We start from the raw sequence: 13,084 nt of genomic DNA, 5'->3' as shown, positions 1-13,084 counted from the left end.
CAGGATGGGCGTCGTGGCGAAGCGGAGGGACGACCGGCCGGGCGGTCGCTTCTCGCGCTCGGGCCACACCACGCACCTCCCCCGGTCCTCCGACGCCGCGGCAGCGCCGGACGAGCGGCAGCCCCACGACACGCGGCCGGACCACCGGACCGAACGCATCCCCGACCCGTATCGCGACGACTACCGGCGCGACGACTACCGGCGCGACGACTACCGGCGCGACGACTACCGGCGCGACGACTACCGGCGCGACGACTACCGGCGCGACGACTACGACCGGCAGCCCGAACGCCGGCCCGGTTACGGCGCCCCGACCTACCACCGCGGCACCGCGCAGGACGGTGCGGCCGACGCCGAGACCGTCGCCCGCCGCCGTCCCGGCGTCGCGTCCGCGCCGACCGTCGGCGGATCGGCGCTCAATCTCGGCAAGGCCACGATCTCCGGAACCGGCCGCGCCGCGCGGACGGTGACGCGCAAGGTCATCACGGCGAGTCGCTCCGACGGCGCCGCCGAGTCCGGGCTGACCGCGCTGATCTGGAACCAGGTGCTCAGCTACGGCACCGACGCCATGGTCACGGTCGCCCTGGCCGGCACGGTCTTCTTCGGCGCGTCGGCCGACGCGCAACGCGGCAACGTGCTGCTCTACCTGCTCGTCACGATGGCGCCGTTCGCGGTGGTGGCGCCGATCATCGGCCCGGCGCTCGACCGGCTGCAGCACGGTCGCCGCTGGACGATGGCCGGGACGGCCGTGGGTCGCGCCGTCCTCGCGCTGATCATGGCCGGGCATCCGACCGAGCTGCTGGTGCTCTACCCGTGCGCGCTCGGCTCGCTCGTGCTGTCCAAGGCGTACGCGGTCGTCCGGGCGGCGGCGACACCGCGGCTCGTCCCGCCGAACATGACCCTCACCGAGGCCAACGCCAAGCTGACCGTCTTCGGGCTGGCCTCGACCGTCGTCCTCGGTGGCGCGGTCGGTGCGATCATCAAGGTCACCGGCTCCTACACCGCCGGCCTGATCGTCACCGCCGCCGCCTTCGCCGCGTGCGCGTGGTTCGCATTCAAGCTCCCCAAGCAGGTCGACTCCGCGGTGCAGGCGCCGCGCCACCCCGAGGAGCCCGCGCGGCAGCGGCGCCAGGGAAAGGTGCCACCGCTGCACCGGCTGCGGGCCTGGGCACGACGCGGTTTCGACCCGCACCTGGTGATCGCCCTGCAGGGCGAGTCGGTGCTGCGGCTGCTCTCGGGGATGCTGACCATCTACCTCGCGTTCTACGTCGAGTCCACCAGCCACGGCCTGACGGGCGTGGTCCAACTGGCCGGCGTCGTCGGCGGCGCGGGGGCCGGCAACTTCGTCGGCACCGCGATCGGCACGCGGTTGAAAATGGTCAAGCCCGAGCTCACGATCGTCGTCTGCACCGTGGTGGCCGCCGTCGTCTGCGTCCTCGCGGCGATCACGTTCAGCGTGCTGGTCGCCTGCATCGCGATGTTCCTGTCGGCCGTCACGAACGCGCTGTCGAAGATCGCGCTGGACGCCCTCATCCAGCAGGACGTCCTCGAGACGCTGCGCTCCAGCGCGTTCGCCCGCTCCGAGACCTTCCTGCAGCTGGCGTGGGTGCTGGGTGCAGCGCTGGGCGTGGCCCTGCCCAGCAACGACACCACCGACGGCCGGGTGGCCCTCGTCGTCGCCGCCGTCGTGGTCGGTCTCGTCGCCGGGCTCGTGGTGCTGCGCAGTCGCGCGACCTCCCGGCCCCAGGGGCGCCTGGGCTCCATCGGTAGCGTCGTTCCTCGCAGCAGCGACTGACGCGGCGCCGGCACCCCGGCCGCGCCACGACGACGGGAGCCGACACGGACGTCCTGGTGATCACCGCGGTCGAGGCCGAGGCCGCCGCGATCCGCGCGGCGCTGCCCCGCGGCGCCGCGGTGCGGGTCGTCGTCGGCGGCGTCGGACCGGCCGCCGCGGCGGCCACCGCCGGCCGCGAGCTGGTCACCGGTGCGGACCTCGTCGTCAGCGCCGGCATCGGCGGCGGGTTCGCGCCGCTGGCCCCCGGTGCGATCGCGGTGGCCACCACGAGCGTCTTCGCCGACCTCGGTGCCGACACCGCCGAGGGTTTCGTGCCGATGGCCGAGCTCGGGTTCGGCGTCGCCGAGCACCCGGTGCCGGCCAAGTTGGCGGTCGAGCTCGCCGACCGCACCGGCGGTCACCTCGGCACCGTGCTGACGGTCGCCACCGTGACCGGGACGGCCGAGCGCGCAGCCGCGCTCGCCCGGCGCTACCCCGACGCGGTCGCGGAGGCCATGGAGGGTGCCGGCGTGGCGATCGCGGCGACGCACGCCGGGGTGCCCTTCGCCGAGCTCCGCACGATCAGCAACGCCGTCGGCCCGCGGGACCGCGCCGCCTGGCGGATCGAGGACGCGCTCGCCGCCCTCGGCCGCGCCGTCGCCGAGGCCACCGCATGACGACACCGTCCCGCCCATGACAGCACCCGGTACCGCACGGAAAGTGGCTCCCATGAAGGTCGCGTACTCCCCCTGCCCCAACGACACGTTCGTCTTCCACGCCTGGGCCCACGGTCTCGTCCCCGACGCCCCCGAGATCGACGTGACGTTCGCCGACATCGACGTCACCAACACCGCCGCCGAGCGCGGCGAGTTCGACGTCGTCAAGGTGTCGTACGCGGCGTTGCCGTGGCTGCTGGACGAGTACACGCTGCTGCCCACCGGCGGGGCGCTGGGCCGCGGCTGCGGGCCGCTCGTGCTGACCCGTGGCGACCTCGCCGACCTCGACGGCCGGACCGTCGCGGTGCCCAGCGAGCGCTCGACGGCCTACCTGCTGTTCCGGCTGTGGGCGGTCGGGCAGCGTCCCGCCCGCATCGACGTCGTCCCGTTCACCGAGATCATGCCGGCGGTGCGCGACGGCCGGTACGACGCGGGGCTCGTGATCCACGAGGCCCGCTTCACCTACCCGTCCTTCGGGCTGACCGCGCTGGCCGACCTCGGCGCGTGGTGGGAGGCCGACACCGGGTTGCCGATCCCGCTCGGTGCGATCCTGGCGCGTCGCTCGCTGGACGCCGCCGCCCTGACCCGCGTCGTCCGAGCGTCGGTGGAGCACGCCTGGGCAGACCCGTCGGCGTCGGCGGCGTACGTGGCCGCGCACGCGGACGAGATGTCCCCGGACGTGCAGGCCCAGCACATCGCGCTCTACGTCAACGAGTTCACCCGCGACCTCGGCGACGAGGGCCACGCCGCCGTCAGGGCGCTGCTGTCACGAGCCCACGAGCAGAACCTCGTCCCAAGCAACGCTGCGCTGGAACTGTAGGCAACAGCGGGCATGCTGCCGCGCTGGTTCGAGCCGACAACAGTGAAGTGCCGGGGAGGCGGTCAAGCATCCAGATTGTCGGCGAAGGCGCGGAGCAGTCCGGCGATCTTGCGGGCCTCCGGACGATCGGGGTAGCGACCGCGCCGCAGCGTGTTCGACGTGCTGTCGAGCAGCTTGATGAGGTCCTCGACGAGCGGGGCCATCTCCTCGGCGGGCTTGCGGGCGTTGCGCACCACGGAGGGCACCGGGTCGAGCAGTCGTACCTGCATGGCCTGCAGTCCCTTGCGTCCCGAGACGATGCCGTACTCGACGCGGGTCCCGGGCTTGATGTCCTGCATTCCGTCGGGCAGCGCGTCACGGTGGACGAAGACGTCGTCGCCCTCGTCGTTGGAGACGAAGCCGAAGCCCTTCTCCGCGTTGAAGAACTTGACTCTGCCGGCAGGCACGGGGGCTCCTCGGTGCTGGACGAATTTCGAGGCACCGCCGCGGCGATGCCTCCCGCGACCAGGCTACCGGTCGCGGGACTCCCGACGCAGCGATATCGGCTGCGGTCGCCGCGGCGGGGGCGGCGACGTCCGGATACACTCGTCAGTCCGCGTTCGACCCCGTGAGAGGGACCGTCAATGGCCGCCACGTCGCCCCGTCTGCCCGAGCAGTTCCGCTCGACCCACGACACCGACGACGACTTCCTGGTCTCCGAGCTCGTGTCCGACGCCGCCGGTGCCCACTCCCCGTTCGGCGACACCGAGTTCCCGCTGCCGACCGACCGGCTCTTCTACGTCCACCCGACGCGCGAGGAGCGTCCGCACCTCGCCGACGGGCGCTGAGCGCGCCCGCCCGTGGCCGCGACGCCGGAGCCCGCACGCAGCGGCGGCGGCGACGATGACGCCCCACCGGCCACGCTGGCCGAGTGGCTGCGTCGGCGCAGCGACCGCGAGCTCGCGCAGCTGCTGACGCTGCGCCCCGATCTCGGCCTGCCGACGCCGGCCGACATCGCCTCGCTGGCCGCACGTGCCGTCGTGCGGACCTCGGTGCAGCGGGCGGTCGACGCGCTCGACGCGTACACCCTGCGGATCCTGGAGAACCTCGCGCTGGCCGCGGACGCCGGCGAGCCGCAGGATGCCGTGGTCCCCGACGAGCCCGCCGGCCTCGCCGAGCTGTTCGACCGCGCCCTGGTGTGGGGGACGCCCGAGCAGGTGCGGATCGTGCCGACGGTGCGCGAGACCCTCGGCGCCTACCCCGCCGGGCTCGGTCGACCCGCGGTGGCGCTGCTGCGCGGCACGGGTGTCGCGGGCGCCGTGGCGCAGCCGGCCGCCTTCTACGCCGACGCCGAGGCCGTGGCCGCGCGCGTCGCCGAGAGCGACGCCGACGAGCGTGAGGTGCTCGAGCTGCTGGCGGCGGGGCCGCCCGTGGGGACGGTCCGCGACCTGGGGACGTCGGCCACGACGGCCACGCCGTCGGCCGCCCAGCGGCTCGTGCGGCGCGGCCTCGTCGTCCCCATCGACGGGCACCGGGTGGAGCTGCCGCGGGAGGTCGGCCGCGTCCTGCGTGGCGCGACCGACGGCGGCCGGGCAGGTGGTGCCCCCGGCGCCGAACCGCCGGCGGTGCGCCTGGTCGAACGGGCGCCGGTCGAGCTCGACCGCCTCGGCACCACCGAGGTGCTCGACGTGCTGCGGCTCGTCGACACCCTCGCCGGGAGCTGGACGGCCCACGCGCCGTCGGTGCTGCGCTCGGGCGGTCTGGGGGTACGTGACCTGCGCCGGACGGCGAAGGACCTCGACCTGGACGAGGCCGCCACCGCGGTCGTCGCCGAGGTCGCCTACGCGGCCGGGCTCGTCAACGCCACCAACGGCATGGAGCCGGTGTTCCTGCCCACCGGTGAGTACGACATCTGGCGCGGTCGCGACACCGCGCAGCGCTGGCTCGCGCTGGTCACGGCCTGGCTGGGCATGACCCGCCAGCCGAGCCTGGTCGGGCAGCGCGGCGACCGCGACCGCGTCATCACCGCGTTGGGCCCGGACGTCGAGCGCGGCACCGTCCCGGCCCAGCGGCGTCAGGTGCTGGACGCGCTCGTCGAGCTGCCGCCGGGGAGCGCACCGGCCGACCGGGGCGAGATCCTGGCCCGGCTGGCGTGGCACCAGCCCCGACGCGCCGCCGCGATGCGCCCGCTGGTGGAGGCCGTGCTGGCCGAGACCGACCTGCTGGGGCTGACCGCCGCCGGGGGCGTCACCGGCTACACCCGCACGCTGCTCGCCGGCTCGGCCTCGGCCGCCGAGCATGCCCTCGACGGCGCGTTGCCCGCCCCCGTCGACCAGTTCCTCGTCCAGCCCGACCTCACCGTCGTCGTCCCCGGACCGCCGGAACCGGCGCTGGGGATCGAGCTCGGCCTGCTCGCCGACCTGGAGTCCACCGGCGGCGCGAGCGTCTACCGCATCACCGAGCGCTCGGTCCGGCGCGCGCTCGACGCCGGCCGGTCCGGTCGCGACATCGCCGGCTACATCGCGGCGCACTCGCGGACTCCCGTGCCGCAGGGGCTGAGCTACCTGGTCGAGGACGCGGCCCGCCGCCACGGCGTCCTGCGCACCGGGGTCGCCGGCGCGTACCTGCGCTGCGACGACGTGTCCCTCCTGGCCCGCGTCGTCGCCGACCGCGCCACCGCGTCCCTGGGGCTGCGGCTGCTGGCGCCGACCGTCGTGGTCGCCACCGCGTCGGTGACCGACGTCCTCGACACGCTGCGCGAGGCCGGTTTCGCCCCCGCCGCAGAGTCCCCCGACGGCGAGCTCGTCACCCTGGGCGTCGAGCCGCCGCGCGCGGGCCCACGGCCGCCCGCGCGCACCGCAGTCACCCGCCGCGCGGCCGACAGCGGTTCGCAGACCGCCGAGCTCGTCCGACGCATCCGCTCCGGCGACGCGCTCGCCGGCAACGACCCCCGGGTGCGCACGATCGCCGCGCAGGTCCCGGGTGTGACGTCGGCGAGCACGATGGAGCAGCTGCGCACCGCGGTCCGCGAGGCCCGGCTCGTCTGGTTCGGCTGCGCGGAGGCCGACGGCAGCACCACCGCGCACACGATGCAGCCGATCTCGCTCGCCGCCGGCACCGTGCGCGGCTACGAGCGGGGCCGGCAGGGGCTCGCGTCCTACCCGGTGCACCGCATCACCGCGATCCGCATCCTCGACGAGAACGACGACGAGAACGACGACGAGAACGACGACGACCAGAACGACGACGGCGAGGACCACTGATCCGGCCAGCCCGCGGAACAGCGCGGAGTCGCCGGATGTTTGCGACAATGGACAGTCGCCCTCACCCGTTTGGAGCACCGTGACCGACGGCCCCCTCATCGTCCAGTCCGACAAGACCCTGCTGCTCGAGGTCGACCACCCGCAGGCCGCCGAGGCCCGCGGCGCCATCGCCCCCTTCGCCGAGCTCGAGCGCTCGCCCGAGCACGTCCATACCTACCGGTTGACGCCGCTGGGGCTGTGGAACGCGCGGGCTGCGGGGCACGACGCCGAGCAGGTCGTCGACGCGCTGGTGCGGTACTCGCGCTACGCGGTGCCGCACGCGCTCCTCGTCGACGTCGCCGACACCATGGACCGCTACGGCCGGCTGCAGCTGGTGAAGCACCCGAACCACGGGCTGGCGCTCGTCTCGCTCGACCGCGCGGTGCTCGAGGAGGTGCTGCGGCAGAAGAAGATCGCACCGATGCTCGGCACCCGCGTCGACGACGACACCGTGCTCGTCCACCCGTCCGAGCGGGGCCGGCTCAAGCAGGCGCTGTTGAAGGTGGGGTGGCCGGCCGAGGACCACGCCGGGTACGTCGACGGCGAGGCCCACGCGATCGACCTCGATCAGGACGACTGGTCGCTGCGCGACTACCAGCAACAGGCCGCCGACATGTTCTGGGCCGGCGGGTCGGGCGTCGTCGTGCTGCCCTGCGGTGCCGGCAAGACGATGGTCGGCGCCGCCGCCATGGCGCAGGCGAAGGCCACCACGCTGATCCTCGTCACCAACACCGTGGCCGGCCGGCAGTGGCGGCGCGAGCTCCTCGCGCGCACGTCGCTCACCGAGGACGAGATCGGCGAGTACAGCGGCGAGCGCAAGGAGATCCGCCCGGTCACGATCGCGACCTATCAGGTGATGACGAGCCGCCGGAAGGGCGAGTACCGCCACCTCGAGCTGTTCGACTCGCGCGACTGGGGCCTGATCATCTACGACGAGGTGCACCTGCTGCCCGCGCCGATCTTCCGTCTCACCGCCGACCTGCAGTCGCGACGGCGGCTCGGGCTGACCGCCACCCTCATCCGTGAGGACGGTCGCGAGGGCGACGTCTTCTCCCTCATCGGGCCCAAGCGCTACGACGCGCCGTGGAAGGACATCGAGAACCAGGGCTGGATCGCCCCGGCCGACTGCACCGAGGTGCGGGTGACCCTCACCGACGCCGAGCGGATGACGTACGCGACGGCCGAGCCCGAGGAGCGGTACAAGCTCGCCGCCACCGCGCGCACCAAGCTGCCGGTGATCCGCTCGATCCTCGACCGCCACCCCGACGAGCAGGTGCTCGTGATCGGCGCCTACCTCGACCAGCTCGACGACGTGTCGGCCGAGCTCGACGGCGCTCCCGTCATCCAGGGTTCGACGAGCACCAAGGAGCGCGAGCGGCTCTACGACGAGTTCCGCCGCGGCGAGCAGCGCGTGCTCGTCGTGTCCAAGGTCGCCAACTTCTCGATCGACCTGCCCGAGGCGGCCGTGGCCATCCAGCTGTCGGGGACCTTCGGCTCCCGGCAGGAGGAGGCCCAGCGCCTCGGCCGCGTGCTGCGCCCCAAGGCCGACGGCCGGCAGGCGCATTTCTACACCGTGGTCTCGCGCGACACCCTCGACGCCGAGTACGCCGCGCACCGGCAGCGCTTCCTCGCCGAGCAGGGCTACGCGTACACGATCGTCGACGCCGACGACCTGCTCCGGCCGCTCTAGTCCCGCGAGTGGTCGTTCGCACGTCGACTGGTCGCCGTCTCGCCGACCAGTCGGAATACCGAGCGACCACTCGGCGCGAGAGCGGTAGCGTCCGCGCGGTGACGACACCCGCGGTGCCCGTGCCGGACGATAAGGACTGGACCTGGACGCTGACGCGGCCGTGCCCGGAGTGCGGCTTCGACGCACGGGCGGTCGAGCGGGCCGACGTGCCCGCGCTCCTGCGGCGCTACGCCGCCGTCCTGCACGACGCCCTCGACCGGCCGGGCGCGGGCGAGCGTCCCGCGCCCACCGTCTGGTCGCCGCTGGAGTACGCCGCGCACGTGCGCGACGTGTGCGCGATCGGCACGCGACGCCTCACGCTGATGCTCACCGAGGACGACCCGGTGTTCGACGACTGGGACCAGGACGAGACCGCGCTCGCCGCGCGGTACTGGGAGCAGCAGCCGGCCGCCGTGGCGGTCGGGCTCGAGGCCGCCGCCGAGGTCGTCGCCGCCGCGTTCGGCGCCGTTCGCGACGAGCAGTGGCAACGCCCCGGCCGACGCTCCAACGGCTCGGTGTTCACCGTCGAGTCCTTCGCCCGCTACGTCCTGCACGACCTCGCCCACCACGCGTGGGACGTCCGTCCCTGACCGGTCAGCCCCGCAGGATCGGGGGCAGCAGCAGTTCGGCGGGGCCACGCCGGTATAGCTCCGCCGGACGTCCGCCGTTGCGTGTCGTGGTCGTGCCGGCGGGCGCCAGGAGCCCGGGGACGCCGGTGACCTTGCGATGGAAGTTGCGCGGGTCGAGCGGGACACCCCACACGATCTCGTAGACGCGACGCAGCTCGGCAACGGTGAACTCCGGCGCGCAGAACGCGGTGGCGACCGGCGCGTACTCCAGTTTTGCGCGAGCACGCGCAATACCGTCGGTCAGGATGCGGTCGTGGTCGAAGGCGATTCGGCGCACCCGCTCCACTGGCGTCCATCGCGCCTCGGCGGCGTCGGTACCGGCTATCGGTGACGGCAGCGACGGCGCGAGCGCGAGATAGGCGACGGTGACGACCCGCATCCGGGGATCGCGCCGCGGCGCGCCGTAGCTCGCCAGCTGCTCCACGTGGACGTCGGCGGGGCGCACTCCCGTCTCCTCGGCCAGCTCCCGCGCGGCGGCGGCATCGAGGTCCTCGTCCGGCCGGACGAACCCGCCGGGCAGCGCCCACCGACCGGCGTACGGCGCCTCGCCGCGACGCACGAGCAGCACGCACAGCTCGTCGTCGCGGATGGTGAGGACGACGAGGTCGACGGTGACCGCGAACGGCGGGTGTTCCACGCCACCGATCGTACGTAATCGTCATCTTGACGACAAGCACTCATCCTGTTTATCGTCAATCTGACGCTAATAACAGGAGGAGACATGGCCACCGTCACCCGCTACCCCTTCACCCGGCACCTGCAGGTCGGCCCCACGAGCTACGTGCGGCACCTGCGCAACGGCCGGGTCGCCCACGAGGGCACCGCCGCCGCGTTCTGGTTCCGGCCGCTCAGCGCGGTGCTGTCCGAGGTCCCGATGGACGATCGCGAGCTGCCGCTGCTGTTCCACGCGCGCACCAGCGACTTCCAGGACGTCACCGTCCAGGCGACCGTCACGTACCGGGTCGTCGACCCGACCGCTGCCACCACGCGACTCGACTTCGCCATCGACCCCGCGAGCGGACGCTGGACCAACGCACCGCTGGAGCAGCTGGCCGGCATGCTCACCGAGTCCGCCCAGCAGCACGCGCTCGACCTGCTGACCGTGACGCCGCTCGACACCGCCCTGACCGACGGCGTGCGGGCCGTCCGCGACCGCATCGCCGCGGGGCTGCAGGGCGATGCGCGGCTCACCACCACCGGCGTGGCCGTCCTCGACGTCCGCGTCGTGGCGATCCGCCCCGAGGCCGAGGTCGAGCGCGCGCTGCAGACCCCGACACGCGAGCACATCCAGCAGGACGCCGACCGCGCGACGTACGAGCGGCGCGCCCTCGCCGTCGAGCGCGAGCGCGCGATCGCCGAGAACGAGCTCCAGAACCGGATCGAGCTGGCCCGGCGCACCGAGCAGCTGGTGGGCCAGCAGGGCGCCAACGACCGCCGCGCCGCCGAGGAGGCCGCCGCGGCCGACCGGATCGCCGTCGGGGCCGAGGCGGCACGCACCCGCGACCTCGCCGCGGTCCGCGCCGAGGCCACCCGCGCCGACGGTGAGGCCCAGGTTGCGCCGTACCGCGATCTCGACCCGGAGGTACTGCTGGCGCTGGCCGTCCGCGAGCTCGCCGCGAACCTGCCGAACATCGACCACCTGACCGTCACGCCCGACCTGCTGGCCCCGGTGCTGGCCCGACTCGGGGAGCGGGCATGACGCTCGCGCCGCGGGTGGTGTTCGTCCACCGCCGTACCGAGTACGAGGAGCTGCTCGAACGGCACGGGTCACGTGGGCAGGCCGCCTTCTTCCTGCGCACGCGCGGCCGCGACATCGCCGAGGTGGAGCAACGTCACGCGGCGGTCCGGGCCGCCCTGGCCGAGGCGGCGGCCGCCGTGCCCGTCGACTGGCGACGCGGCACGGTGGAGCGTGCCGACCTGTCGCGCTTCCTCTTCACGCCCGAGGACGTCGTGGTGGTCGTCGGGCAGGACGGTCTCGTCGCCAACGCGGCCAAGTACCTCGACGGGCAACCGGTGATCGGCATCGACCCCGAGCCCGGCCGCAACGCCGGTGTACTCGTATCGCACGAGCCGTCGCGCACCGCCGCGTTGCTCCGCCACCGCGACGAGGTCGAGGCGAGGACGATGGTGGCCGCCCGCACCGACGACGGTCAGGAACTGCTCGCGCTCAACGAGATCTACGTCGGCCACGCGTCGCACCAGACCGCACGGTGGACGCTGACGCTGCCCGACGGTCGCACCGAGGCGCAGGCGTCGTCGGGCCTCATCGCCGCGACCGGCACGGGTGCCACCGGCTGGTGCGCCTCGGCCGCCCTCGAACGACACAGCGCGCTGTCGCTGCCCGCGCCGCAGGAGCAGCGGCTGGCCTGGTTCGTGCGCGAGGCGTGGCCGTCGCCGACGACGGGCACGTCGTTGACCGAGGGCAGCCTCGACGGTGAGCTCGTCGTCACCGTGGCGTCCGACCGGCTCGTCGCGTTCGGCGACGGCATCGAGGCCGACGCCCTCCAGCCGACCTGGGGGCAGTCCATCCGCATCGGCGTCGCGGGCCGCACGCTGCACCTCGTGCACTGACGTCCGGGCGTGGCGGACACAATGAGCCCGTGCCGCGTCATGTCTTGTTCCCCGGTCGACATCACCTGCTCACCCGCTTCCAGGCCCGTTACCTCGCCGACCTGCTCGGCGGCTGGCTCGCCGACGATGCCGGCGATCCGATCCACGTGGCCGGCGACGCCACCGTCGTGTGGGCGGTGACGAGCGCGAACCACCAGAACACCCGTCGCAACCCGATCGCCGCCCACCGGCGTGAGGCCGCCATCGAGCAGTTCTCGTGGCGTGAGGGCCTGCACTCGCTCGTCGTCCCGGTCGTCGACGTCGCGCCGACGGACCGGTTCGCCGAGATCACCCTCAAGAACGTCCGGCACGCAACCGGCCGCGAACTCACCCCCGACGACACGGTCGTCGCGTGCTCGACACCCGCGGTCGCCGCGCTGTACCGCGCCCTCGGCTTCCGGGTCGCCCCGGTCGAGCAGGGCGAGGTGACGGCGCCGGCCACGCCGTGGCAGCTGCTCGACCGGCTCGCCGCCGGTGACGACACGTGGCGCCGCGACGCCCACCCGGCGAGCGTCGACGTCGTCGACCGCTACGGCCTGGCCGAGCACGTGCGCATGCTCGCCGCCGACCCCGTCGTCAGCGGCGAGGGCTCGCTCACCGACACCCGCGACTACCGCACCTACAGCACGTCGTTCGAGCACGCCGCCCGCCGCAAGTGGGCGCAGGCCCGGCCGTACGTGCGCCCCGGTCGCATCGTCGACGTCGGCTGCGCCACGGGCGGCATGCTGGAGCTCGCCGCGGCCGAGCCCGGCCTGGCCGAGTCCGACCTCTTCGGCATCGAGGTCGCGCGCCACCTGTTCGAGGAGTGCGAGCACAAGAAGGCGCAGGGCGCGTTCGCGAACCCCAACACCTTCTTCCACCAGCGCAACGTGCTCGCCGGCCGGGTCTTCCCCGACCGCACCGTCGACACGACGATGACCTTCGCCCTCACGCACGAGATCTACAGCTACGGCGACGGCGCGGCCGACCTGCGCAGCTTCGCCGCGACCCTCGCCGCGCACACGGCGCCCGGCGGCGTGTGGATCAACTCCGACGTGTGCGGTCCGGCCGAGCCCGACCGCCCGGTGCGTCTGCGCTTCCACGACGGTGACGTCCGCACCCCCGCCGTCGACCTGACCACCGTCGCCGCCCGCGCGCACCTGGACGCGCTCCCGCCGGGTTCGCGCGTCGCGCAGTTCGCCCAGGACTTCCACGGTCCGTTCGACTACGAGGTCGTCGACGAACGGACCGTCCAGCTGTCACTGCGCGACGCCATGGAGTTCCTCGAGACGATGAGCTACACCGACAACTGGCTCTCGGAGATGCACGAGACGTTCTGCCACTTCGGCTGGGACGACTGGGTCCGGCTGGCCGACTCGGTCGGCCTCACCGTCGACCCGCGCTCGGGCCCGTGGCGCAACGACTGGATGGTGGAGCACGTCTTCGACCCCGCCGCCGCGCTCACCACCCCCGACGGCCGCGCGCTCGACTGGCCCGACACGCACCTGCTCCTGGTCGCGGGAGCGCCGCACGAGGGGTGACCCCG

12 protein-coding genes are annotated in these 13,084 nt (G+C 73.7%); 10 read left to right on the top strand and 2 right to left on the bottom strand.

Annotated elements, in window-relative coordinates:
• The first annotated feature begins 13 nt into the window (after window positions 1–13).
• From BUE29_RS17580 to BUE29_RS17570, 3 genes are read left to right on the top strand one after another with little or no spacing between them, the layout of a single operon-like run.
• Window positions 14–1,795 carry an MFS transporter gene (locus BUE29_RS17580; protein WP_143168232.1) on the top strand — a complete coding sequence of 594 codons (1,782 nt, stop codon included), beginning with the start codon at window positions 14–16 and terminating at the stop codon, window positions 1,793–1,795.
• 56 nt (window positions 1,796–1,851) lie between these two features.
• Entirely contained in the window at window positions 1,852–2,451 is a 600-nt protein-coding gene (locus BUE29_RS17575) for a futalosine hydrolase (protein ID WP_200800290.1), read from the top strand.
• A 52-nt stretch (window positions 2,452–2,503) separates the two neighbouring features.
• Window positions 2,504–3,310: a 1,4-dihydroxy-6-naphtoate synthase gene (locus BUE29_RS17570; RefSeq protein WP_084181347.1), complete on the top strand. Its 807-nt coding sequence runs from the start codon at window positions 2,504–2,506 to the stop codon at window positions 3,308–3,310.
• A 62-nt stretch (window positions 3,311–3,372) separates the two neighbouring features.
• Here the strand turns inward: BUE29_RS17570 and BUE29_RS23520 are convergent, their stop codons facing one another.
• The gene (locus BUE29_RS23520) at window positions 3,373–3,756 is read right to left on the bottom strand and encodes a cold-shock protein (protein WP_073391734.1); all 384 of its coding nucleotides are present in this window, start codon (window positions 3,754–3,756) and stop codon (window positions 3,373–3,375) included.
• A 177-nt stretch (window positions 3,757–3,933) separates the two neighbouring features.
• Here BUE29_RS23520 and BUE29_RS17560 point away from each other — a divergent pair, with 177 nt between their 5' ends.
• The 4 genes from BUE29_RS17560 to BUE29_RS17545 all read left to right on the top strand — a co-directional run bounded on the left by BUE29_RS17560 (window position 3,934) and on the right by BUE29_RS17545 (window position 8,910).
• Complete coding sequence (locus tag BUE29_RS17560; protein ID WP_073391733.1) at window positions 3,934–4,137, top strand: hypothetical protein; 204 nt, start codon at window positions 3,934–3,936, stop codon at window positions 4,135–4,137.
• 12 nt (window positions 4,138–4,149) lie between these two features.
• Entirely contained in the window at window positions 4,150–6,552 is a 2,403-nt protein-coding gene (locus tag BUE29_RS17555) for a helicase-associated domain-containing protein (RefSeq protein WP_084181345.1), read from the top strand.
• Between the two features lie 79 nt (window positions 6,553–6,631).
• Window positions 6,632–8,281 (top strand): DNA repair helicase XPB, encoded by a 1,650-nt coding sequence (locus tag BUE29_RS17550; RefSeq protein WP_073391732.1) that lies wholly within the window; start codon window positions 6,632–6,634, stop codon window positions 8,279–8,281.
• A gap of 98 nt (window positions 8,282–8,379) precedes the next feature.
• Window positions 8,380–8,910, top strand: coding sequence for a DinB family protein (locus BUE29_RS17545; protein WP_200800289.1), 531 nt, complete (start codon window positions 8,380–8,382; stop codon window positions 8,908–8,910).
• 4 nt (window positions 8,911–8,914) lie between these two features.
• On the opposite strand, the gene BUE29_RS17540 is transcribed toward BUE29_RS17545, so the two are convergent.
• Entirely contained in the window at window positions 8,915–9,586 is a 672-nt protein-coding gene (locus tag BUE29_RS17540) for an NUDIX hydrolase (RefSeq protein WP_073391731.1), read from the bottom strand.
• 84 nt (window positions 9,587–9,670) lie between these two features.
• Here BUE29_RS17540 and BUE29_RS17535 point away from each other — a divergent pair, with 84 nt between their 5' ends.
• From BUE29_RS17535 to BUE29_RS17525, 3 genes are read left to right on the top strand one after another with little or no spacing between them, the layout of a single operon-like run.
• A complete protein-coding gene (locus BUE29_RS17535; RefSeq protein WP_073391730.1) occupies window positions 9,671–10,648 on the top strand; it encodes an SPFH domain-containing protein in 978 nt (325 codons plus the stop codon).
• On the top strand, window positions 10,645–11,520 hold the full coding sequence (locus BUE29_RS17530; RefSeq protein ID WP_073391729.1) for an NAD(+)/NADH kinase: 876 nt from the start codon (window positions 10,645–10,647) through the stop codon (window positions 11,518–11,520). The genes BUE29_RS17535 and BUE29_RS17530 overlap by 4 nt, the downstream gene beginning before the upstream one ends.
• Before the next feature lie 29 nt (window positions 11,521–11,549).
• The gene (locus BUE29_RS17525) at window positions 11,550–13,079 is read left to right on the top strand and encodes a class I SAM-dependent methyltransferase (protein ID WP_073391728.1); all 1,530 of its coding nucleotides are present in this window, start codon (window positions 11,550–11,552) and stop codon (window positions 13,077–13,079) included.
• Window positions 13,080–13,084: the final 5 nt, after the last annotated feature.

This window comes from Jatrophihabitans endophyticus (assembly GCF_900129455.1).
GTDB classification, from domain to species: domain Bacteria; phylum Actinomycetota; class Actinomycetes; order Mycobacteriales; family Jatrophihabitantaceae; genus Jatrophihabitans; species Jatrophihabitans endophyticus.
Note: the sequence above shows the minus strand (reverse complement) of the source record. Positions and strands in the feature narration are given on the sequence as shown.